Source organism: Aeromonas sp. FDAARGOS 1406 (genome assembly GCF_019048565.1).
Taxonomy (GTDB): domain Bacteria; phylum Pseudomonadota; class Gammaproteobacteria; order Enterobacterales; family Aeromonadaceae; genus Aeromonas; species Aeromonas caviae.
On record NZ_CP077378.1, the window covers coordinates 638,499 to 661,011 of the forward strand.

The 22,513-nt window shown below is 62.9% G+C and carries 15 protein-coding genes and 2 pseudogenes; 7 read left to right on the forward strand and 10 right to left on the reverse strand.

What is annotated here, in order from left to right; translation table 11 throughout:
• Positions 1 to 125: 125 nt before the first annotated feature.
• The gene (locus tag I6L36_RS02940) at positions 126 to 2,900 is read left to right on the forward strand and encodes an insulinase family protein (RefSeq protein ID WP_111897028.1); all 2,775 of its coding nucleotides are present in this window, start codon (positions 126 to 128) and stop codon (positions 2,898 to 2,900) included.
• A gap of 284 nt (positions 2,901 to 3,184) precedes the next feature.
• Here I6L36_RS02940 and I6L36_RS02945 read toward each other — a convergent pair whose 3' ends face one another.
• Together I6L36_RS02945 and I6L36_RS02950 are read right to left on the reverse strand one after the other, a co-directional pair.
• The gene (locus I6L36_RS02945; RefSeq protein WP_109112219.1) at positions 3,185 to 3,832 is read right to left on the reverse strand and encodes a thiopurine S-methyltransferase; all 648 of its coding nucleotides are present in this window, start codon (positions 3,830 to 3,832) and stop codon (positions 3,185 to 3,187) included.
• A gap of 110 nt (positions 3,833 to 3,942) precedes the next feature.
• Complete coding sequence (locus I6L36_RS02950; RefSeq protein WP_109112220.1) at positions 3,943 to 5,313, reverse strand: leucine-rich repeat-containing protein kinase family protein; 1,371 nt, start codon at positions 5,311 to 5,313, stop codon at positions 3,943 to 3,945.
• 260 nt (positions 5,314 to 5,573) lie between these two features.
• On the opposite strand from I6L36_RS02950, the gene I6L36_RS02955 reads away from it, so the two are divergent.
• Genes I6L36_RS02955 through I6L36_RS02965 form a run of 3 tightly spaced genes read left to right on the forward strand, consistent with a single transcriptional unit; the run spans position 5,574 to position 7,251 of the window.
• A complete protein-coding gene (locus I6L36_RS02955; RefSeq protein WP_039039035.1) occupies positions 5,574 to 6,104 on the forward strand; it encodes a MarR family winged helix-turn-helix transcriptional regulator in 531 nt (176 codons plus the stop codon).
• Positions 6,101 to 6,883, forward strand: a complete 783-nt coding sequence (locus I6L36_RS02960; protein ID WP_109112221.1) for a HEAT repeat domain-containing protein — start codon at positions 6,101 to 6,103, stop codon at positions 6,881 to 6,883. Before I6L36_RS02955 ends, I6L36_RS02960 begins: the two co-directional genes overlap by 4 nt.
• The gene (locus I6L36_RS02965) at positions 6,880 to 7,251 is read left to right on the forward strand and encodes a DUF6616 family protein (protein ID WP_109112222.1); all 372 of its coding nucleotides are present in this window, start codon (positions 6,880 to 6,882) and stop codon (positions 7,249 to 7,251) included. Before I6L36_RS02960 ends, I6L36_RS02965 begins: the two co-directional genes overlap by 4 nt.
• Positions 7,252 to 7,290: 39 nt before the next feature.
• Here the strand turns inward: I6L36_RS02965 and I6L36_RS02970 are convergent.
• The 6 genes and pseudogenes from I6L36_RS02970 to I6L36_RS02995 form a co-directional block, all read right to left on the reverse strand.
• A pseudogene (locus I6L36_RS02970) lies at positions 7,291 to 7,632 on the reverse strand (transposase); the annotation flags it as partial.
• A gap of 733 nt (positions 7,633 to 8,365) precedes the next feature.
• Positions 8,366 to 9,955, reverse strand: a complete 1,590-nt coding sequence (gene guaA / locus I6L36_RS02975) for a glutamine-hydrolyzing GMP synthase (RefSeq protein ID WP_042863789.1) — start codon at positions 9,953 to 9,955, stop codon at positions 8,366 to 8,368.
• An 84-nt stretch (positions 9,956 to 10,039) separates the two neighbouring features.
• Positions 10,040 to 11,503, reverse strand: coding sequence for an IMP dehydrogenase (guaB, locus tag I6L36_RS02980; protein ID WP_010674549.1), 1,464 nt, complete (start codon positions 11,501 to 11,503; stop codon positions 10,040 to 10,042).
• Between the two features lie 265 nt (positions 11,504 to 11,768).
• Complete coding sequence (locus I6L36_RS02985) at positions 11,769 to 12,404, reverse strand: YitT family protein (protein ID WP_010674548.1); 636 nt, start codon at positions 12,402 to 12,404, stop codon at positions 11,769 to 11,771.
• 797 nt (positions 12,405 to 13,201) lie between these two features.
• Positions 13,202 to 14,650 carry an alpha-amylase family glycosyl hydrolase gene (locus tag I6L36_RS02990; RefSeq protein ID WP_232048251.1) on the reverse strand — a complete coding sequence of 483 codons (1,449 nt, stop codon included), beginning with the start codon at positions 14,648 to 14,650 and terminating at the stop codon, positions 13,202 to 13,204.
• 144 nt (positions 14,651 to 14,794) lie between these two features.
• Positions 14,795 to 16,021 carry an RNA-guided endonuclease TnpB family protein gene (locus tag I6L36_RS02995; RefSeq protein WP_104452886.1) on the reverse strand — a complete coding sequence of 409 codons (1,227 nt, stop codon included), beginning with the start codon at positions 16,019 to 16,021 and terminating at the stop codon, positions 14,795 to 14,797.
• A 57-nt stretch (positions 16,022 to 16,078) separates the two neighbouring features.
• Here I6L36_RS02995 and tnpA point away from each other — a divergent pair, with 57 nt between their 5' ends.
• The gene (gene tnpA, locus I6L36_RS03000) at positions 16,079 to 16,483 is read left to right on the forward strand and encodes an IS200/IS605 family transposase (protein WP_216986959.1); all 405 of its coding nucleotides are present in this window, start codon (positions 16,079 to 16,081) and stop codon (positions 16,481 to 16,483) included.
• A 25-nt stretch (positions 16,484 to 16,508) separates the two neighbouring features.
• On the opposite strand, the gene I6L36_RS03005 is transcribed toward tnpA, so the two are convergent.
• A complete protein-coding gene (locus I6L36_RS03005; RefSeq protein WP_227263636.1) occupies positions 16,509 to 18,185 on the reverse strand; it encodes an alpha-amylase family glycosyl hydrolase in 1,677 nt (558 codons plus the stop codon).
• A gap of 365 nt (positions 18,186 to 18,550) precedes the next feature.
• On the opposite strand from I6L36_RS03005, the gene I6L36_RS03010 reads away from it, so the two are divergent.
• Together I6L36_RS03010 and xseA are read left to right on the forward strand one after the other, a co-directional pair.
• Complete coding sequence (locus I6L36_RS03010; protein ID WP_052815263.1) at positions 18,551 to 19,450, forward strand: DMT family transporter; 900 nt, start codon at positions 18,551 to 18,553, stop codon at positions 19,448 to 19,450.
• Positions 19,451 to 19,558: 108 nt separating this feature from the next.
• Complete coding sequence (gene xseA / locus I6L36_RS03015) at positions 19,559 to 20,920, forward strand: exodeoxyribonuclease VII large subunit (protein WP_052815262.1); 1,362 nt, start codon at positions 19,559 to 19,561, stop codon at positions 20,918 to 20,920.
• Positions 20,921 to 20,980: 60 nt separating this feature from the next.
• Here the strand turns inward: xseA and hutW are convergent.
• Positions 20,981 to 22,356, reverse strand: a pseudogene (gene hutW, locus I6L36_RS03020) (heme anaerobic degradation radical SAM methyltransferase ChuW/HutW).
• Positions 22,357 to 22,513: the final 157 nt, after the last annotated feature.

Below are 22,513 nucleotides of genomic sequence, written 5' to 3' on the forward strand. Positions count from 1 at the left end.
GGATCTTACCCCGCCATGCCGGGGGAAACAATTGCGCCACCTCTCAGAAAAGGGTTTGCCTCGCAAGATAGCGGGGTCGATAATCATGTTTAAATTCAAATAAATTCACCGCGAGCCCCTCCCCAATGAGCCCATATGCCAGTCCCAATGACCATCGGCGGTATCACTATCTGGAGCTGGCAAACCGGCTCAGGGTCTTGCTGATCTGTGATCCCGAGACCGACAAGTCCGCCGCCTCACTGGCGGTGAATACCGGCCACTTCGACGATCCTGCCGATCGCCAGGGCATGGCCCATTTCCTCGAGCATATGCTGTTTCTCGGTACCCGCACCTACCCCAAACCCGGTGAATACCAGCAATTCATGAGCCGTCACGGGGGCAGCAACAACGCCTGGACCGGTACCGAGTTCACCAACTTCTTCTTCGACATCGACAACGGCTTCTTCGAGGCGGGGCTCGACCGGTTCTCCCAGTTCTTCATCTGCCCCACCTTTGCACCGGAGTGGGTCGACAAGGAGCGCAACGCGGTGGACTCCGAGTACCGCCTCAAGCTGCAGGACGATGTGCGCCGCAGCTACCAGGTGCACAAGGAGACGGTCAATCCGGACCACCCCTTCTCCAAATTCTCGGTGGGCAACCTCGACACCCTGGCGGATCTCCCCGGCCGGGATCTGCGCTCGGACCTCATTGCGTTCTACGAAACCCACTACAGTGCGGATCGCATGGCGCTGGTCATGCTTTCACCGGCACCCATCGAGACCCAGCTGGCCTGGTGTGATCGCTTCTTTGGTGCCATTCCGGATCGCCGCCTCGGCCCTCCGGTACTGAGCCATCCTCTCTACCGGCTCGATGATCTCGGCATTCGCATCCAGCTGACCCCGGTCAAGGAGACCCGCAAGCTGGCGCTGACCTTCCCGCTGCCGTGCGTGGATGAGTATTACGACAAAAAACCCCTCACCTTCCTGAGCCACCTCATCGGCTATGAGGGGGAAGGCAGCCTGCTCTCTCTGCTCAAGGGGCGAGGCTGGGTCAATCAGCTCGCCGCCGGCGGCGGGATCAGCGGCGCCAACTTCAAGGACTTTGGCGTGAGCTTTGGCCTCACCCCCCTTGGACTTGAGCATGTGGACGAGATCATCGCCGCCCTGTTTGGCTATCTGAAGCTCATCGAGCGGGGCGGGGTGCAGGCCTGGCGCTATGAGGAGAAGCGCAGCGTGCTGGAATCCGCCTTCCGCTTCCAGGAGCGGGGCCGGGCGCTCGACACCGTCTCCGGCCTCGTGCTCAACCTGTTCAGCTACGGGCCGGACGATCTGCTCTACGGCGATTACATGATGCGCGAGTTCGATGAGCCGCTGATCCGGCGCTTCCTCGCCAAGCTGACCCCCCACAATCTGCGGGTGACCATCCAGGCCCCGGAAGCGAGCACGGATCGCCTCGCCCGCTGGTACCAGACACCCTACAGCGTCCAGAGCATCAGCGAGGCCGAGAAGATCCGCTGGCAGCAGAGTGAACCGGATCCCGCCCTGCACCTGCCGGCGCCCAACCCCTTCATCAGCACCCGCCTCGACGCCCGTCTGCCGGCGCTGCCCGCCGACATGCCGTCCTGCCTCATCGACAGGCCCGGTTTCCGGCTCTGGCACCTACATGAGCATCAGTTCAGCGTGCCCAAGGGCAGCCTTTATATCTCCGTCGACAGCGAACATGCGGTCAAGAGCCCGCGTCACATCGCCATGGCGCGTCTGGCCGTGGAACTGCTCACGGATCACCTCAACGCCCTCACCTACCCGGCGGAGCTCGCGGGCCTTGGCTACCAGATTTATGCCCATCAGGGGGGCTTTACCATCAACCTCAGCGGCTTTGCCGACAAGCAACCGCTGCTGCTCGACATGATCCTCGGCAACCGCACCCTGGGGTATCCGGATCCGGCCCGCTTTAGCGAGATCAAGGAGCAGCTTATCCGCAACTGGGAGAACCAGTCCAAGACCCGCCCCATCTCCCAGTTGTTCAACCAGCTCACCAGTTTGCTGCAACCCAACAACCCGCCCTTCGAGCAGCTGTTGCGCCACCTGCGCACCGTCGAACTCGGGGAGATGCCCGGCTTCGTCTCCGAGCTCTTTGCCAGGGTGCATCTGGAGGCCCTGGTACACGGAGACTGGACGGCCGCCGAGGCCCTCGAACTCGCGGCCCTGCTGGAGCGCCACCTCGGTGCCAACAGCCAGCCCAGCGCCGAGACCCGCCGCCCCCTCATCTCCATCCAGGACAGAGGCACCCTCATTCGCGAGCAGGGGTGCGATCACGAGGACTCGGCGCTGCTGGTCTACTACCAGTCCCGCACCACCCGGGCGCGGGATCTCGCCTGCTTTACCCTGGCGAACCACATCATGTCATCCACCTTCTTCCACGAGCTGCGCACCCGCCAGCAGCTCGGTTACGTGGTGGGAGCCGGCAACCTGCCCCTCAACCGCCATCCCGGTCTCATCTTCTATATCCAGTCGCCGGTGGCGGGGCCGCAGATCCTGCTGGATGCGGTGGAGGAGTTCATCGATCTCTTCCCGCTCGCCATGCTGGAGTTCACCGAGCAGCAGTGGCAGGAGAGCAAGGCGGGGTTGCAGGCCCAGCTCAGCGAGCGGGATGCCAACCTGCGCAGCCGCGGCCAGCGGCTCTGGGTCAGCATCGGCAACAAGGATCTGGGTTTTGATCAGCGCGAACGGGTACGCGAGGAGGTGGGCAGGCTCAGCCGTGCCGATCTGGTGCGCTTCATCACCCAGCTGAGATCCCGTACCTCGGATCGCCTCATCCTCTGCAGCTATGGCCTGGGCCACGAGCACGACGAGCGGATCACCGGCCAGTTTGTCGACGATCCCAGGGCGTTTCGGCTCAACGCCGCCACCTTAGAAGGCTGACCTCCCCTGTTGGCAACGCGCAGGCAATAAAAAGCCGACCCCGTGGGGTCGGCTGGAAAAACCATAATCAATTGCGACCAGAGCCGCCAAAAGTGAACATGAGCGTGAAAATCAGACACTGGGTTGATGTTCGACCGGCGTTCAAACCAGAGCTCATCGGTCGGCACCAGCAGTGATTGAGAAACAGCCTCATCTTAGGCATTTCCCTGATTTTCCACGTTGATCTATGTCAAAGGAGGTAAAACAAGCGCCACTTCCATCCTTGGCATCGGCCTCGCGCCCTCTCAGCCCCGGCGGATCAGCCGGTAAGCCACCTCGTCGAAATAGGAGAGCTGCCCCGAGAGCACCCTGGGGTGATCCAGCTCGGCGCCACGCCCCAGCACCTCGACACCAAAGTCGCGCTCAAACAGGGTGCGCACCTCCATCTCCCCTACCGAGAACGGCGGCTGTTGCTGCTGCTCGGGCTGATATTCGAGGGTCACCAGCAACACCTGCCCCCCCGCCTCGATGAGGCGGCTCATCAGGTTCGCATACTGACGGCGCATGGCCGTCGGCAACGCGATGAGGGCGGCCCTGTCATAGGCGAGCCGATAGCGGCGGCCAAGCTCGGGGGCGGCGAAAAAATCCCCCTGGTAGATACGCAGATCGGCGTGCCGGTGGCACTGATAGGGGCCGACCTCGCTTGTCTCTGCGGTCAGCTTGTTCTCGTCGAAAAACTGGCTGATGGCCAGGGCCGAGAGCTCGAAGCCATCCACCGGATGCCCCTGCTCACGCAGCCAGAGCATGTCCCGGGACTTGCCGCAAAGGGGCACCAGCACGGGGTCGCTCCCTTGCTGGGCTGACCACCAGGATTGCAGCCAGCGGTTGAAATCTGCCTGATGAAAGCCAATCCGGTTCTCTTTCCACTTCTGGTGCCAAAATGCCGCTTCCATCATCTTCCTCTCGTCATCTGCAATGGTGCATCACTATCACAACTTCACCGAAGTGGCGCAAGCCCCATGATCCCGCCCCTGTGCACGAGAAAGCCCACGATGGGCAGGCCTCAGGCCACGACCCCAGGCAGGCTTGTCGCCATCGCAGCCAGCCGGGTCAGGATCTGCGCGAAGGTGGGTCGCCGGGAAGGCACCTCAAAGCCGCACTCCCTGGCCAGTCGATGAAGGGGGTCGAGGTCGGCGTCCCCCCCATCACAGCGCGCCAGCAGCTCGGCCAGCAGGCAGCCAAAGGCCCGCACTTCCAGGCGCTCCAGCCGCCCGGCCAGCATCTCATCGGCGCGGTCGTAACAGGAGGCGGCACCAAAGTCACCGAGCAGCACCCGGCCCGGCGCCTCCTGCGACGAGTGAGGCATCGCGGGCTGCAAGGAGTACAGCAGGTTGTGGGCGTAGAGATCGCCGTGGAGGATGCCCCGCTCGTGCAGGTGCCGGGCGGCCGCAGCCACCCCTTGCACCATGGCCATCACCTGGACCGGGGTGAAGTTCAGATCCGCCCCATAGACATCCCGGGTGCAGGAGTCCAGGCTCGGGGGCCCCGCCAGGGTGGCGAAGGCGGGGTCTATCAGGGGCATCACCAGTGCCGGAATGCCGGAGGGATGATCGCTCACTCTCCCCATCACACCGACCAGGTTTGGATGACGACCGGCGGCCAGGGACGCAGTCATCTCGCTCAGGGGCAAGCCATCGCTGGTGACGGCCCCCTTGAAGAGCTTGACCGCCACCGCCCCGGGCCCTTCGGCACTCGCCCACTCGGCGCGATAGATGACGCCGGATGCCCCCTCCCCGAGCACATCCCCCAGTGAGAGCCCCTGCCAGGGGATCTCGGTAGTGAACTCCGATGTGCCGTTCAGACACGCCTGTTCATCACAGAAAGGGTTGCCCGCAAAGGCCAGCCAGGACAGACGCGGCATCGAGGGCAGCCAACTCGGCAGCGCTGGCAGGCGATTGGCGGCGATGCGCAAAAGCTCCAAACGGTGGCAACCGGCAAGCGTCTCGGGAAGCTCATGTAGCCGGTTGCCAGAGAGCATCAGCTTTTGCAGATCAATGCAGCGCCCCAATTCTCCGGGCAGTGTCTCTATCTCGTTGTCGGTCAGGATCAGCCAGCGCAATCTGGCGGGCAAGGAGGCGGCCGGGACGCTCGCGATGCGGTTGGCCTTGAAGCCCACCATGGTGAGCGCAGGGCAGCGCCCCAGCACCTCGGGCAGTTCGGTGAAGTTGTTCTCGGAGCAGAAGAGGATGCGCAGCTTCTTGCATTCGGCCAGCTCGTCCGGGAGCCGATTCAGCTGGTTGCCGGTGAGATCCAACACCTCCAGGGTCTCCTTGAGGCTCAGGATCTCGGGAGGGAACACCGCGAGGTTTTCAGCAAGTTTGAGGTGGCGGGCGCCACAGAGTTCGCCTGCGCGAAGCTGTTCCAGGGTATGCATGGGATCGTCTCTATCAACATTCGGGCTTGCGGTGGCTCACTGCGGGGCACTCCCCCCAGACCACAAAGGAGGGGCATTATAGGGAATGACGGCCAAAGATGGCCGATTTTCTTGCAACGCCTGCTCTTGCAAAGGCCCCCCATCGCCACACTCCCGCTCCCCGTTGCCATGAACCATTCCGGTCGCGCGCTTGGGAGGTTGATCATTTGATTGGCGCCATATAGTATGGCGCCATACAAAGTCATTCGAGACTCACCATCATGATCACGCTGGAACAGAAACACCTCGCCCTGCTCGAGGATGCAGAGCGCCGCGGACACGCAGACACCCAAAACATACGCGTCTGCTTTGAGGTGTTGACCCTCGCCGCTGCCATCGATCAGGCGTGCGCGGCGCGCCTGGCTCCTCACCGCCTCTCCGAAGGCAAGTTCGTGCTGCTGTTTTTGCTGCGCGACCTGCCACAAGGGCTGGCCCCCCACGAGCTTGCCGACAAGGCGGGGGTCACACGGGCCACCATCACCGGCCTGCTCGACGGGTTGCAGCGGGACGGCCTGCTGGCTCGCCACAGCGACAGCCAGGACAGGCGGAAGATCTCGGTGCGCCTGACAGAGCAGGGCCAGGCCCTGGCGCAACACCTGCTCGATGAGCACAGCCAGTGGATAGGCTCCCTGTTTGCCGGCTTCGATCAGGCAGAGCGAGAGACCCTGAGCGCCCTGCTCAAGCGGGCCTGGCTCAATGTCCTCTCATCCCGGGCAGGCTGCACTGAGGCCGCCACAGAGGAGCACCCATGACACGCAGCCTCATCACGGATATCGCCCCCTCGCGCCTCGCCCAGCTCAACCGGGGAGAGGCTGAGGCTAGCAACCTGACCGAATGTCTGGCGGTGGATTTTGCCGCCCTGATGCAGTGCACCTGGCCTTCGCTCGGGCCCCAGGCGCTGGCGTCGATGCACGCCGCATCCGGGGAGGGCATTACCCGGCGCATGGCCCTGGCCGCCAGGCTGCTCCTGACCGAGAGCGGCACGAGGGATCTTGCGGCGCTCAGCCGTCATCCCTCCGATACCGTGCGGGGCTGGGCCTGTTTCATGGTGGGCGCGAGCGAGGGGCTGTCGCTCAGGGAGCGCCTGGCCCTCATTCGCCCCCTCGCCGATGACCCTCACTTTGGGGTACGCGAGTGGGCCTGGCTCGCAATGCGAACGACTATTGCTGCGCAGCTCGAGGCGGCCATTGCCGCCCTGGTGCCCTGGACGGTGGAGCCGTCCGAGCGACTGCGACGCTTTGCCAGCGAAGCGACCCGGCCCTGCGGCGTCTGGTGTACCCATCTTGCGTCCCTGCGACAAGCGCCGGAGCAGGCCCTGATGCTGCTCGAGCCCCTCAAGGCCGATCCCGCCCCCTATGTGCAGGACTCCGTTGCCAACTGGCTGAACGATGCGAGCAAAGACAGGCCACAGTGGGTCACTGACCTCTGCGCGCGCTGGTCTCGCGAAAGCCCCAGCCCCGCGACAACCCGGATTTGTCAACGCGCCTTGCGCACCTTGCGCAAGGGCCAACTCCCGAAGGAACCCCTATGACCCACTATCTGGCAGAGCTCTACACCCCCACTCCCGCCTGGCTGGCACTGAGCCAGACGGCCCGTCAGCAGTTCTTCGAGGCCATTGGCACAGGCATGGCCAACCTCGCCGCCCTCGGGGTGGAGCCCATCGCCCTGGGCGAGACCGATGCTGCCACCCTCCATGGCGCGCCCCACCCCTTCTTCGCCATCTGGCGCGGGCCGGATGCCGCAGCCATCGAGGCCCTCGTCCAGGGAATAGCCGCATCGGGCTGGCACGACTACTTCGAGACGGTCAACGCCACCGGCGCCGGTGTCTCCCTGGGCGAGCACCTTGCACAGTTGGCCGCCCTGCCCTGCTCCGCCACATCCAGCCCCGCCCTGGCCTGATAACCCCTAAAAAAGCGTTATCCCACTAAATAGCTGATCCTAATTTCGCTCCAGTTGCATAAGCCCATGTCCATTACCGGGGAACGGGGCGGCATGATCCAGGAAGTAGAACACGCGACGTAATAACTCACCCAATGTGCGGCATTGGTGGTTCCGGGTGATCGTTTCATGGAGGGCATGCCACAGCCGCTCAATCTGGTTCACCCATGGCGAATACACCGGCTGAAAAAGCACGATGAACTTCGGATTTTTTGCCAGCCATCGCTGTGCTTTTTTGCTCTTGTGGATGATGTAGTTATCCAGGATCAGCGTGATGCTCTTGGCGCGCCGATAAGTCCGCTTTAGTGTTTGGAGCAGTGACAAGAACAAGTCCGTGTCTTTGGGAAGGTGCGAATAAGTCATATGGCACGAGAGCATTTAATGGTAACCCATTGATATTAAATGACTAAAATTTTCATTTTTTGTTCGTGGGATACTTGTTCGCACTTTCCTTAAGCAAGCCAACCACAACACCCGAAATCAAGGTTGCAAAAAAGGGGGTGACCATAGATTCTTATTGTTGGGTGTTGGAGCCAACTGGTTGGAGGCTATGACCCCTCCCCGCTTTGCCCCGTAGCCAAATCAGATCGGGGTGATGGCGGTGATATGGGCCGAACCATCCAGGGATTGGAAGATCTGCACCACGGCTTCCCCGTGGATCGGGTTGGGCAGCGGCACCATGGTTTTGCATTTGAAACGGTAACTGGTACGCCTGCTATCACTTGGGGGGATTTTGAAGGAGTGCTCCCTTCCCATCTTTTGATGCTGGACACAGTGGCACTTAACTTTCTGGGCATAACACTCGTGGATGGCCTTCAGAGGCTATGCAGCAAAGCCTTTCCTCTGCCCGGAGAAACCACAACCTGCCGCCGTGTGTGGATGCGATAGATGAGGTTCTGCCGATCGACCCGGGCACTCAGCACGACAACGTTGGCAACAGGGCCCTCACCCCCTGCGCCCGAGGTCAAATTTTCTCGCAAACGATTAGAAAAAGAAAAGGCGCCTCAAGGGCGCCTTTTTGACAGTTTTGCGTTACCGCTGGGAGAGAGGCGTTAGCCGCTTATTCCCACGCCTTTTATTCCCACTCAATGGTTGCGGGCGGCTTGCCGGAGACGTCGTACACCACGCGGGAGATGCCATTGATCTCGTTGATGATGCGGTTCGACACGTGGCCGAGGAAGTCGTACGGCAGGTGAGCCCAGTGGGCTGTCATGAAGTCGATGGTCTCGACGGCACGCAGCGCAATGACCCAGTCGTACTTGCGGCCATCGCCCATGACACCGACGGAGCGCACCGGCAGGAAGACGGCGAACGCCTGGCTGACCTGGTTGTAGAGGTCGGCCTTGCGCAGCTCTTCGATGAAGATGGCGTCAGCCTTGCGCAGCAGGTCGCAGTACTCTTTCTTCACTTCGCCAAGCACGCGCACGCCCAGACCCGGACCCGGGAAGGGGTGACGGTAGAGCATGTCGTAGGGCAGGCCGAGTTCGAGGCCGACACGGCGCACTTCGTCTTTGAACAGCTCGCGCAGCGGCTCCACCAGACCCATCTTCATCTCTTCCGGCAGGCCGCCGACGTTGTGGTGGGACTTGATGACGTGGGCCTTGCCGGTCTTGCTGGCAGCGGATTCGATGACGTCCGGGTAGATGGTGCCCTGGGCCAGCCACTTGGCGTTCTTGAGCTTCTTGGACTCGTCGTCGAACACGTCCACGAAGACGCGGCCGATGGTCTTGCGCTTGGCTTCCGGCTCGTCGATGCCCGCGAGGGCGGAGAGGAAGCGCTCTTCGGCGTCGACCTTGATGATGTTCAGGCCGAAGTGATCGCCGAACATGTCCATCACCTGCTGGCCTTCGTTCAGGCGCAGCAGGCCGTTGTCGACGAAGACGCAGGTGAGGCGATCGCCGATGGCGCGGTGCACCAGCATGGCGACCACGGAGGAGTCCACGCCGCCGGAGAGGCCCAGGATCACCTCGTCGTCACCCACCTGCTCGCGAATGCGGGCGACGGCGTCATCGATGATGGTGGCCGGGGTCCAGAGGCACTCGCAGCCGCAGATGTCCTTGACGAAGTGCTCCAGCATGCGGGCACCCTGACGGGTGTGGGTCACTTCCGGGTGGAACTGCACGCCGTAGAAGCGCTTGGCTTCGTCGGCCATGGCGGCGTGGGGGCAGGTCGCGGTCTGGGCGATGGTGGTGAAGCCGGCGGGGATCTCGGTGACCTTGTCGCCGTGGCTCATCCAGACATCCAGCAGGGCATTGCCGTTGTCGGCAATGGCGTCTTCGATGTTGCGCAAGAGGGCGCTGGTCTTGCCGGACTGGCCCAGCACTTCGACCTGGGCGTAGCCGAATTCACGCAGGTTGGAGGACTGCACCTTGCCGCCGAGCTGCTCGGACATGGTCTGCATGCCGTAGCAGATGCCGAACACCGGCACACCGGCGTTGAACACGTACTCGGGGGCGCGCGGGCTGCCTGCCTCGGTCACGGATTCCGGGCCGCCGGAGAGGATGATGCCGCTCGGGTTGAACTCGCGGATCTGCTCTTCAGTTACGTCCCAGGCCCACAGCTCGCAGTAGACGCCGATCTCACGGACGCGACGGGCGATGAGCTGGGTGTACTGGGAACCGAAATCCAGGATAAGGATACGGTGGGCGTGAATGTCTTTAGTCATTTTATTCCTGCATCAGGCTGATGTTGTCACAAAAAGCACGGGATAAAAAAAAGGTGGAAAAACGGGGCGCAGAGCCCCGTTTCATCAGCCCATCCGGTAGTTGGGGGCTTCTTTGGTAATGGTCACGTCGTGAACATGGGACTCTTTCATCCCGGCGCCCGAGATGCGCACGAACTCGGCCTTGGTGCGCATGTCGTCGATGGTCGCGCTGCCGGTCAGACCCATGGAGGAGCGCAGGCCGCCCATCTGCTGGTGGATGATCTCTTTGAGGCGGCCCTTGTACGGCACGCGCCCTTCGATCCCTTCCGGCACCAGCTTGTCGGCGGCGTTGTCGGTCTGGAAGTAACGGTCGCTGGAGCCCTTGGACATGGCACCCAGGGAGCCCATGCCGCGGTAGGACTTGAAGGAGCGGCCCTGATAGAGCTCGATCTCGCCCGGCGCTTCTTCGGTACCGGCAAACATGGAGCCCACCATGACGCAGCTTGCGCCCGCGGCGATGGCCTTGGCCACGTCACCGGAGAAGCGGATGCCGCCATCGGCAATCACCGGCACGCCGGTGCCTTCCAGGGCGTCGACGGCGTCGGAGATGGCGGTGATCTGGGGCACGCCCACGCCGGTCACGATACGGGTAGTACAGATGGAGCCCGGGCCGATACCGACCTTGACGGCGTTGACACCCGCTTCCACCAGCGCCTTGGCGCCAGCGGCGGTGGCGACGTTGCCGCCGATGATTTGCAGGTCAGGATAGGCTTCACGGGTCGCCTTGATGCGATCCAGCACGCCCTGGGAGTGGCCGTGGGAGGAGTCAATCAGCAGCACGTCCACACCGGCTTCCACCAGGGCGGCGACGCGCTCTTCGTTGCCGGCACCGGCACCGACGGCGGCACCGACCCGCAGACGGCCACGCTCGTCTTTACAGGCGTTGGGCTTGCGCTCGGCTTTCTGGAAGTCCTTCACGGTGATCATGCCCTTGAGCTTGAAGTCGCCGTTGACCACCAGCACCTTCTCGATGCGATGCTTTTGCATCAGAGCCACCACCTCTTCACGAGGGGCCCCTTCACGCACGGTCACCAGACGATCTTTCTGGGTCATGATCTGTTCGACGGTCTGGGAGAGATCGATGACGAAGCGCACGTCACGGCCGGTGATGATGCCCACCAGCTGGTTGCCGTCAGTCACCACGGGGTAACCGGCGAAACCGTTCTTGTGACTCAGCTCCTTGATCTGGGCGATGGTCATGTCAGGGCGCACGGTAACGGGGTCGCTGACCACGCCGCTCTCGTACTTCTTGACCTTGCGCACTTCGGCAGCCTGCTGCTCGATGGACATGTTCTTGTGAATGAAGCCGATACCGCCTTCCTGGGCCAGTGCGATAGCCAGACGGGCTTCGGTCACTGTGTCCATGGCAGCGGAGATCATCGGGATATTCAGCGTGATCGCAGACGTGAGCTTGGTACGCAGGTCGGCGGTATTGGGGAGAACAGTGGAGTGGGCTGGAACCAACAGTACATCGTCGAAGGTCAGCGCTTCTTTGGCAATCCTGAGCATGGCAATATCTCACCGTTGAGGAGTGGGGGTGTAAAATATTGCCGACAAATTTTACTCATGCATTGGGCAGTGGTAAAGAAGTTTTTTGAATTTTTTATGGCGTAGCCCGATTTAACGCCACCAACAGGGCAAAAAACCAATAAATTCAGCCGTAACCATGCCGTTTTTCCCGACAAGATGATCTTTTTTGCCGTTGAGCCCCTTTCTGCCGCCAGTCTCCCGGAACGACCTTTTTTCCACTCACAGCCGTCAGCCAGACCGGCGGTCAGTTCCCCTGATAGCGGCCCGGCTTGTGCCAGTTCATCAGCATGGCGTTCATGGCCAGCGCACTCAGGGTTGACCAGAGCAGCAGGGGAAGCGGCAGGGTGAGCAGAGAGAGCGCAAACACCAGCACATCCAGCACCATCTGGCTCTTTCCCGCATTGATGCCGGTGCGCCGTTGCAGCCAGAGCGTCACCACGCCGGTGCCCCCCACGGAGGCATTGTGGCGCGCCAGAGACAAGACCCCCATGCCGAGGAAGGTTCCCCCCACCAGGGCGGCAAACAGGGGATGGACATAGCTCACCGTTAGCAGCAGCGGCACCGCCTGGGTGGCCGCCGAGAGGGCGACGTTGACGATCAGCGTCTTGAGGGTGAAGGCGCGCCCCATGGTGACGTAGCAGAACACCATGAAGGGCAGGTTCACCAGGAAGAAGAGCACGCCGATGGGCAGGGTGCTGACATGGGCGATCAGCAGGGCGATGCCCGCGATGCCACCGGTGATCATGCCGGAACACTTGAGCAGATTGAGCCCCACGGCGATAAACATGACCCCGAGCACCATGCCGTAGACATCGTCCTTGAGGGTATGGGCCAGCCCCCTGCCCGCAGCCGCTGGCTGCATGGTCATTTCACCTTCCATATGACTCCTTAGATCCGATGTGATGGTGGCATCCGTTGCCCGACAACCAGGCCGCGTTGGGGCTGATGGCGGCGGCCCGTTCACCTTGCCGTCCCCACCCCCCAATCTTGCGTCCCCCGCCCCCTTATGTCGCCATCGTGGGGATGACAAGGCACAGCAAAAAGAGCGCCAATCAAAACAAGAGTCCGCGATACCATAAATAATCGGATTTAAATTCTGATAAATGCGCAATGTGCAGATCGAATGCACCACTTCAGTGATCGGCCATCACAGTGGCGCAGCATGTTTACCCGAGTCACCGAGAAAGGCCTCGTGGTATCCCCTTCACAGCCCGTTTTTTCGGCAGATCATGTCGATACGATGCCGCTTTTCAGCATGGATGATGCCTGTCATGGGGTAAGCCCGAGGGCCATACGGCGTGTTTCTTCGGGGCGGGCTCCAGGGGCGGATGTGGATGGAGCGCACCAATAAAGTGCAATTGCACCAATATAGATCAACCGAGTGGCACAGTTTGCCTTGCACCGCGGCGCAAAGGCGACATGGGCACCGCTTTGCTCACTGCCACGAGCACTGCAATATGCAGAGCATGAAGTGACTCGAGCGGCGGATGCACTACTTCCCTTCCCTCTAGCCCCCTTCCCATGAGCGTGCTGGTCGCGAGTCCACAGGCCTGCCCATCCACCAGCCCCCCCAGCCAGAGTCCCATCAGGATGGGGCATCCATTCAGGCATAGGCAGAAGGCAGAATAAAAAAGTCGGCCCGAAGGCCGACTCGCTGCTCCCTGTGACAGGGCTTCCTTACTTGAGGTATTTGCCGTCAGCACCGACCTTGCCCGGGCCGTTCAGTACCCAGACCCGCGCCGAATAGGCGGGCACCGCAAAGCTCAGGCTGCCGTTGCTGACGCTCTGGCTCGCACCGGTTACCGCGTCCGTGTAGGTGCCGTTCTTCAGGCCACTCAGGTTTATCTGCTGGGCCGAGTTGGCCGCAAGGCCCACGGCGGCGTAGCTCCCTTGGGCGCTCAGATCACGCACGAAGCTGATGCCGCTCCCCCACTCGTTCACCTGGCTCATGGGCGCCTTTTGCAGGGCGGGCACCGCCTTGCGGATCTGGTTCAGGCGCTTGATGTGCTGATAGAGCGGGTGGCTCGGGGTGGCGGGGTTGTCCAGCACCTCCCCGTAGTAGGCACGACCGGTCTGATCCACCGTCATGGTGGCCCCGTCGATGTCCTGGGGCTTGCCCGCCTGGAACATCACCTCCTCCCCGTAGTAGAGGGTCGGGATCCCCCGCGCCGTCCAGAGCAGGTTGTAGGTCATGGCCGCATTGCCCTCTTCCCCGCCGTAGCGGTACTTGAAGTCGTTGTCCGGCCCCACGTCGTGGTTCTGGAAGAAGGTGATGAGCTTGGTGGCATCCCCATAGACCCAGTCCATGGCGAAGATCCCCCCTACCCCGCCAAAGTTCCCCCGGGCGACGTTGTCACGGAAGGTGGAGAACAGTGAGAAGTCCAGCACCGAGAGGCCGGAATCGCCCCCTGCACGGGGATTGGCCGGGTTGGCCGTGGTGCGGGTATACCACCAGGGGCGGATCACCGCCGAGGCATTGTCGTTGGCCAGCTCAGAGCCCCATCCGGTGCCCTTGACCAGGTTTTCGCCAAAGACGAACAGCCCCGGCTTGTGGGCCTGCCAGTCGTGGACATAGGTCAGCAGTTCGTCCCGCTCGATGTGCTTCAAGGTATCGATACGGATGGCATCGACCCCCATGTCGAGGTACTGACGAATGGCGCCGTTGAGGTAGTCCTTGACGTTCTGGTTGCCGGTGGCCAAGTCGATGCAGTCCCCCGCCATGTGCTTGCGCTGCAGGGCAAGCGGGCTCTCCCAGTCACCGCCGGACATGAAACCGTCCAGGTGATACCAGGCGGGATCCAGGGTCTGGGCGTCGATGCCGAAGAAGCGGTTGGGGTTGTAGCCTGCGCTCGGCACGGTGGCGCCGGTCTTGGGATCTACCAGGGGCTGGGTGCCCGCCGGATCCGACTGGCAGCGGGCCTTGTACCAGTCGGGAGCCGCCGGGTTGTCGTCGTCACAGCGGTTGGCACTGGCGTAGTCCCCAAGATTGCCCTGATAGGGACCATTGTTGATGAGTCCCTGGCTCGACCCCGCCGGTACGTAGTATTTGACGGGCAGGCGATCGATCCAGGTCTTGCCGCGCAGGCCGTACTGGCTCGAGTGGTTGAGCACCACGTCCTGGATCACCTTGAGCCCCTTGGCGTGGGCCGCCTGGATGAACTCCCGGTAACCCGCCCCCGGCGACTCCAGACGGGGATCGACCCGGTAGAAGTCGTAGGCTTGACATCCTCCCCCACCTTAGCGCTTCGCGTCACAGGAGGGGGATCCCCATTACTGGGTGATAGCTGCTCGCGCAGTACCGGGTTCCTGCTTCATCGGGCGGCCTGATTGCACCGCGCCTCCACAGGCTAAAACGGCGTGTCCCGCCGCTAAAATATTGCGAGCGCCGTTCACATCGGCGTTCGCCTCATAACCACACGCAGCGCATTTAAACTGGCTTTGCGTCTGGCGGTTATCCTTCGCAGTATGCCCACAACAGGCGCACTGCTGGCTGGTGTAGGCCGGGTTTATCGCCAACACCTGACCACCTCGCCATGCCTGCTTGTATTCGAGCTGGCGGCGCAGCTCAAACCAGCCCTGATCTAATATCGAACGATTCAGCCCTGATTTTGCCCGGACGTTGCGCCCCGGCTGACTGGTCGTGCCCGCTGCTGATTTTGACATGCTGGCAACCTTCAAATCCTCAATGACGATCATCGCGTGGTTTTTGCTGATAGTCGTTGTGACCTTGTGAAGGTAATCGCGGCGGGTGTTGGCGATATGTGAGTGCAGCCGCTGGATCTTGGCTTTTTGTTTCTTCCAGTTGCTGCTGAACTTTACCTTTTTGCTCAACTGGCGTTGGAGCCTTGCCAGCTTGGTCTGATTGGTTTTGAAGCTGTTGACGGGCTCAAACACCGTGCCATCTGACAGGGTTGCGAGCTTGGCAATCCCCGCATCCAGCCCGACCATTGAGCCGGAGGGGTGAATTGGCTCGGACGTCTCCTGCTCGACCTGAAAGGAGATATACCAATCCCCGGCTGCTTGGCTGACGGTCGCGTTTTTAATTTTTCCTTCAACTGGCTGGGACTGGCGAAACTTGACCCACGCCAGCCCGGCAGGCAGCTTCACGCGACCTTTTTCAAGGCGGCAATACTTGTCAAAGTTGACGAAGCGGATCGAGTCGCGGTTGTCGCTTTTCTTCTTGAAAACGGGAGCCTTGGCGGCGAGTTTTTTATCAAAGCAGCGCATCCACGCGCCGTGCAAGTCTTTGAGTTTCTGCTGGAGGTTGTCGGTATATGCCTCGGTCAGAAAGGCCATTTCTGGGTCTTTCTTCCAACTGGTGAGCATCCGGTTCAGCTCAAAGGCAGAAGGTAGTTTTTCGCCAGCATCCAGAATGCGCTTTGTCTCTGCCAGCCCGTGATTCCAGACATAACGAGCACAACCGCCCAACTGGCGCAGGCGTTGCGCTTGTTGGGCGGTCGGTTCGAGTCGGAACTTGTAGGCTTTCAGAATTTGCATTTAGCGCTCAGTGTGTAGCATTATTGCCATATCTATTAAGCCCGATTGAGTGACAGAATGCAATTCACTAAAATTAATAAATCACGCCATGCGAACTACGTTTTTCACGTACATTTGGTGTTTATCACCAAGTATCGAAAGCCGATATTGGGGGATCTGCATCACGCTTCATTCGGTCAGTGTGCGGCAGAGGTTTGCAGAGATTTTGGTGCGGAACTGAAAGAGTGTGACGGAGAGGCTGATCATGTTCACATGCTGATAGAGTACGGCCCAACAGTGCAGCTATCGGTGCTGGTGAACTCGTTAAAGGCGGTCACATCAAGGCGACTGCGTAATGAATTTCTGGACTTGAGGGGTGCTTACAGCAAACCCGTACTCTGGTCACGCTCTTACTTTGCGGGCTCTTGCGGCGGTGCGCCGTTAGAGGTGATCAAGCAATACATTCAAAACCAGCGGGGCTGACGCCCCGGCGAAATTCCCCTCCCACCTACGTCGGAGGGAGTCCCCTTTCGCATTTAAGATGGTAGCCGTGGTAGTCGAGGCCGGAGCGGTTCTCCACCGGCGGCGTCACCCAGATGGCGGTGAAGCCGAGATCCTTGATGTAGTCGAGCTTGGCGATCAAACCCTTGAAGTCGCCACGCCACTGGGGATCCCCCGCCTTGTAGCGATCCCGGTTATGGTAGTTGTTGCCGGCATCGCCGTCATAGAAGCGGGCCGTCAGCAGGAAGTAGATGCTCTCGGCGCGAAAATCGCCGCTCGCCACCCCCTGCTCGCCGATACGGTACTCGAAGCGCTGCTCCCGCTGGTTGCCGCTCTCGTCCACCGCGAGGGTGCGGATCACCAGGTCCGTGCCGCTCCCCTTGTCGTTCGCCACCAGGGGCTGGCCTGCATAACAGGCCGACGCCGTGGTGGGCTGGCTGCCGTCCGTGGTGAAATGCACGGCGGGGGCGGCGTCCTGATCGTCGCTCACTCCCAGGGTGATGGACTGGCTGTCCACATAACTCCCCGGCGCCGGGGTAGCGGTCACCGTGGGGGCCTGCACATCTGCCCCCGCCAGGGTCTCGAGTTCAACGACCTTGCGCTGGCTGTCAAAGCAGATGCGATAGCGGGTGTTGGCGCTGACCAGGTAATCCTGGGCAGGATAGGCCTCGGTCCAGTCCCCCTTGTGGTCAATCTTGAAGCGGGGGTTGCTGCTGCCAAACGCCTGCTCGGTGCAGAAGGTGGTGCCATCCTCGGTTGTCATGGGGGTGAGACCCCAGTTATTGGGGGTACCGCGGAAGTACCAGCTGTCGCCGCTCTGTCCGGCGGCCACCACCACGCTCACGCTGCTGCTGCCCTTGGCCCCCTGATCGTCGGTGACCGTGAGGCCATAGGTGAAGGTGCCCGTCTGTGCCGTGTTGACGACCATGCTCTCCGTGGTCTCGCCGCTGCTCCACAGATAGCTCGCTATCTGACCGTCGGGATCCGTGGAGTCACTGCCGCTCAGGGTGAGCGCCGCACCCTGGGCCACGTTCACCGTGCCCCCCGGGGTGATGACCGCAAGCGGCGGCTGGTTGTCATCCCCAAGCGGCACGATGCTGTAGGCCAGGGTCTGGTCATTGACCTGGATGCGCACCGTGCCGGTGCCGTTCCAGAAGATGTCGCCGTCGCCGTTGCTGTCCCCGAAGTTGATGGCCCAGTCGCCGGCCTGATCAAACTTCAGGCGCTGGCTCGCCTTGCCATCCATGTAGGCCTCGGCCTGCCACAGGTGATCCCCTATCAGGGTCATGGGGAGGCTGGCCCAGCCGTTGAAGGTGCCGCGCACATTGAGCTGCGGCAGAGTGCTTGCAAACCCCGAGGCCTCGCAACTGGCGACCGCCGTCGTGCTCACCGCCTGGGTCGTGGCGTTGATGCGGATCTGGTACGCCGTGTTGGCATTGACCCCGTAGTCGGCCGCCGGGTAGCTCTGCTGCCAGTTGCCGTACCTGTCTATCTTGAAGCGCGGCCCGCCACTGGCGTCGCCGCTCACGAAGCGCTGGCAGGTTTCAAAATTGACGCCGTCGGTCGACGCCATGGCGGTCGCCGCCCATCCATTTGCGGTGCCCCGGAAGAACCACTCCGCCGCCATCCCGGGCGGCGTGATCATGGTCCCCAACATTCCGGCCACGAGTATCCATCTAGCCATTGATAGTCCTTTGTTTTTCATTGTGTTGTGTGTGATGCCGGTGTGCCCCGGCATTCCCCCATCCGCGACGTCCCGCCTTCAGATGAGCCCGACCAGTCTAGAAGTCGCCGTGGTCGATTCGTGGCCATAAGGTGCGAAATGTGACCGCCATAGACCAGGAAATAAGCTGTATGTGATTGATAGCGCTTTCATTTCTGGGCATGGGGTCGAACTTCCCAGGATAGAGAGGCGCTCCCCGTGACGGCCGTATCGGGGGGTAGGATCAGCGCTCTGCACGGCGCCGTTGCCATTGGGGGCTCTTGCCGCCATGATGCAGGGCCGCCCTTGCCATCCCGGGCACCGGGCGGCTCATTCAAGGAGAGACGATGAGACCATCGGATTATGGGAGGCTGCTGGCGCTGGCCGCCATCTGGGGCGCCAGCTTCCTGTTCATGCGCATCGCGGCGCCGGCGTTCGGCTCCATCAACACCACCTTCCTGCGGGTCTTCTTCGCCCTCGTCGGGCTCGCCGCCATGCTCCTGCTGCTGCGCACCCCCATGCAGTTTCACGGCAAGCTGAAAGCCATCATGGTGCTCGGCATCATCAACTCCGGCGTGCCCTTCCTGATGTACGCCGTGGCGGCCCTCTGGCTGCCCGCCGGCTACTCGGCCATCCTCAACGCCACCACGCCGCTGATGGGGGCCCTCATTGGCTTCTCCTTCTTTCACGAGGAGCTGACCTTGCGCAAGTGGGCCGGGGTCATGCTGGGGCTGGTGGGCATCGGGCTCATCACCACCACGGGGGAGGTCGACCTGAGCGGTCAGCTCGCCATCGGGGTGCTGGCCTGCCTCATCGCCACCGCCTGCTACGGCTGCGCTGGCTTCCTGACGAGGCGCTGGATCACCGAGCGGGGCGGACTGGACGCGAAGCTGGTGGCCTTCGGCAGCCAGATCGGGGCCGTCCTCTTCCTGCTCCCCTTCTTCGGCTACAGCCTGACGAGCGGGCCCGCCGTCGACTGGGCCCAGCCTGGGGTCTGGGCCAGCGTGCTGGCGGTCGGGCTCCTCTGCACCGCCTTCGCCTATCTGCTCTATTTCAGGCTGATCGCCGACATCGGGCCCCTGCGCTCCCTCACGGTCACCTTCCTCATCCCGCCGTTCGGCATCCTCTGGGGCTATCTGGTGCTTGGCGAAACCCTCACCGGCGGCTTCGTGCTCGGCGGCGCCGTGGTCTGCCTCGCGGTCTGGCTGGTGACCAGCCACGCCAAGCCGGCCAGGGCGCAGGAGTAGGGCAAAGCCTCATCTGTCGGGCCCCATGGCTCGGCAGATGGGCACAACTGGGGTAAGATGGCCCCCATCGTTTCTCCCGCCCCGGCGGACACCACAGCAGGGCCAGCCTTGAATCAGCTCAACCAATCCAGCCAGAACAAGCAGCAGATCTTTACCGTCACCCGCCTCAACAGCGCCGTGCGCATGATCCTGGAGCAGGATCTGGGGCTGGTGTGGCTGACCGGGGAGCTCTCCAACCTCGCGATGCCAAGCTCGGGCCACTGGTACTTCTCCTTGAAGGACATGTCGGCCCAGGTGCGCTGCGCCATGTTCAAGGGCAACAACCGCCGGGTGCCGTTCCGCCCCCAGGACGGCATGCAGGTGCTGGTGCAGGCCCGGGTCTCCCTCTATGAGCCCCGGGGCGACTATCAGCTCATCATCGAGTCGATGCAACCCGCCGGGGACGGCATGCTGGCCCTGCGCTTCGAGGAGCTCAAGCGCCGCCTCGGGGCCGAGGGGCTGTTCGACGAGGGGGCCAAGCGCCCCCTGCCCCGCGAGCCCCGCGCCGTGGGTCTGGTCACCTCGGCCACCGGCGCCGCCCTGCACGACATGCTGACCGTCTTGCGCCGCCGCGCCCCGGACTTGCCCGTCTTCATCTACCCGACCCTGGTGCAGGGCAGCGCCGCCACCGCCCAGATCGTCTCGGCGATCATGCTTGCCAACCGGCGCGCCGAGGTGGATGTGCTCATCGTCGGGCGCGGCGGCGGGTCACTGGAGGATCTCTGGTGCTTCAACGAGGAGGCGGTGGCCCGTGCCATCCACGGCTCCGCCATCCCCGTGGTGAGCGCCGTGGGTCACGAGGTTGACGTCACCATCAGCGACTTTGCCGCTGACTTGCGCGCCCCCACCCCCTCCGCCGCCGCCGAGCTGGTGGCGCCGGACAGGAGTGCCCGCGCCCAGCGCCTCGTGCACCTGCGCCAGCGGCTCACCCAGGCCATGAACCGCCACCAGACCGCCGCCCGCCACGGCTTCGCCCTGCTGCAAAAGCGGCTCGACCACCAGGATCCCAAGCGCCGGCTGGAGCAGCAGTCCCAGCGCCTCGACGAGCTGTCCGCCCGCCTGCAGCAACTGCTGGCAAGCCGCCTGCATCAGGGGGAGCGACGCCTGGCCAATCTTGAGCTGCGCCTGCAGGCCAAAAGCCCCGAGAAGCTGCTGGCCGCCGGCAAGCGCCGCCACCAGCTCGCGGAGGAGCGGCTCCATGCCCTGATTGCCCGGCGCCAGGATGTGGCCGGACACCGCCTCGCCATGCTGAGCGCACGCCTCGACGGGGTCAGCCCGCTGGCCACCCTGGGACGCGGCTACGCCATCGTACGCACCCCGACCGGCGAGGTGATCAGCCGCGCCGCTCAGGTGAACGTCGGCCAGCCCCTGGTCACCACCCTGGCCGAGGGCCAGCTGCGGGTGCGCGTGGAAGAGGTGCACAACCCCTAACCCAGCGGGGGCACTCATGGCGCCCCCGCTGCACTGCACTTCACCTCCCTCTCCCACCCTCTACACCAAGGTGGGGTGTACCGCCGCCCGGTTGCCGGATGACCCGGCGCCCCCCTGCTCCCCCGCCAGCGGGTTGCGTTGCACGTATTCAAACAGCCCGGCCTGCAGATTGACGTTCCAGAAGCGTCCCGCCAGGGTGAGCTCAAGGCGCTCCTGACCGAGCTCGGCCAGTCCGTGCGCCTGCCAGCGCTCGAACAGCGGCAGCAAATGGGCCCGCAGCGGCGCAGGCAGGCACGTCAGATCCAGCCAGCCCGCGTCCAGGCCTCCCCGCAGCAGACCGTCGATGCGCACATCGGGGGTCTGCCCCATCACCATGCCTGGGGGGCGTCGCCCTTCGGCCAGCGCCTCGTGCCAGGCGGCCAGATCCCGCCCCTGCATCAGGCCGTGGCCGTGAATGTTGCCCCCCGCCCCCGCCCCGAAGGGAAGGATCTCGGCGCCGCACTTCGCCATCTGGTTGTAACGGCTGCGCTCGGCGGGGGTGCGCCGCCAGTGGCTGCAGGAGAGGCGCTGCCAGCCTCCCGCCTCCAGCGTTTGGGCGCCCTGGGCATACATGGCAGCCCGCTGCGGGCCATCGGCGGCCCAGCCCAATGTCCCCTTCTCCCCGGCGCGGGCCAGGTTGGTGCCCGCCATGGCGATGAGCTGGTAGAGATCCACCCCGTGCACGCCGCTCGCCATCACGTCCGCAACGTCCTGGCGCCACACGAAGTCGTCCTGGCCGGGCAGACCGAAGATGAGATCCGCCGCGATGACGGCCTCGTCGTGGCGGGTCAACGCCCCTAGCCGGGCCAACAGGGTCTCCCTGTCGTCGAAGCGGGCCGCCTGCTGGCGCACGCGAGTATCAAAGCTCTGCACCCCGAACGAGAAGCGGTTGAAGCCCCCCGCCAGCGCGGTCTCCCACTTGGCGTCATCGAAACCGTTGAGGCGCCCCTCCAGGGTCAGCTCCACATCCGAAGTCAGGGGGAAGCGACCAATGGCATTGGCCAGCAGAGCCAGATCGCCCGCCGCCATGTCGGTGGGCGTGCCCCCGCCCACATAGACGGCGGAGAAGGACTGGCTCTGCACCAAGGGGGTCTTGGCCGCCCTGGTCAGCTGCTCGCAGAGGGCCGCCATATAGCGGCTCATGCGCGCCGGATTGGCGCCATTTTCGAAGAAGTTGCAGAAGCTGCAGCGCTTGCGGCAAACGGGACGTGGATGTAGAGCGCCCGCGCCTCGGCCTGGCTCGGTTGCTGCCACCAAGCCTGCCAGCCCGCCTCGTCGAGCATCAGGGGCCCGGCACCGCCGCGGCTGGCGTGGGCTGAGGTCTTGGCGGTGAAGGCGAATGCGAGGGGATCCGGGGTCGCAAGACCCGTCATGGTCGGGGTAAACAGGGGGGTCATCACTGTGGCTACCATCTGCAAATAATGCAAATGATAACCAATATCAACAAAGCCACCCTTGTGCTGGATCAAGTTCTGGACCTGGGTGCTCAGCCAGGATTCTCAGGAGCGGAGGAGGTTCAACGCCGTCGAAGCGGGTGCGGAAACAGCGGGATGA

Coding starts and splice junctions, on each gene's coding strand:
- I6L36_RS02940 (WP_111897028.1), top strand. CDS start 126: ATGAGCCCATATGCCAGTCCCAATGACCATCGGCGGTATCACTATCTG.
- guaB (WP_010674549.1), bottom strand. CDS start 11,503: ATGCTCAGGATTGCCAAAGAAGCGCTGACCTTCGACGATGTACTGTTG.
- tnpA (WP_216986959.1), top strand. CDS start 16,079: ATGCAATTCACTAAAATTAATAAATCACGCCATGCGAACTACGTTTTT.
- I6L36_RS02945 (WP_109112219.1), bottom strand. CDS start 3,832: ATGGAAGCGGCATTTTGGCACCAGAAGTGGAAAGAGAACCGGATTGGC.
- I6L36_RS03010 (WP_052815263.1), top strand. CDS start 18,551: ATGAGACCATCGGATTATGGGAGGCTGCTGGCGCTGGCCGCCATCTGG.
- I6L36_RS02950 (WP_109112220.1), bottom strand. CDS start 5,313: ATGCATACCCTGGAACAGCTTCGCGCAGGCGAACTCTGTGGCGCCCGC.
- I6L36_RS02960 (WP_109112221.1), top strand. CDS start 6,101: ATGACACGCAGCCTCATCACGGATATCGCCCCCTCGCGCCTCGCCCAG.
- guaA (WP_042863789.1), bottom strand. CDS start 9,955: ATGACTAAAGACATTCACGCCCACCGTATCCTTATCCTGGATTTCGGT.
- I6L36_RS03005 (WP_227263636.1), bottom strand. CDS start 18,185: ATGGCTAGATGGATACTCGTGGCCGGAATGTTGGGGACCATGATCACG.
- I6L36_RS02955 (WP_039039035.1), top strand. CDS start 5,574: ATGATCACGCTGGAACAGAAACACCTCGCCCTGCTCGAGGATGCAGAG.
- I6L36_RS02965 (WP_109112222.1), top strand. CDS start 6,880: ATGACCCACTATCTGGCAGAGCTCTACACCCCCACTCCCGCCTGGCTG.
- I6L36_RS02995 (WP_104452886.1), bottom strand. CDS start 16,021: ATGCAAATTCTGAAAGCCTACAAGTTCCGACTCGAACCGACCGCCCAA.
- I6L36_RS02985 (WP_010674548.1), bottom strand. CDS start 12,404: ATGGAAGGTGAAATGACCATGCAGCCAGCGGCTGCGGGCAGGGGGCTG.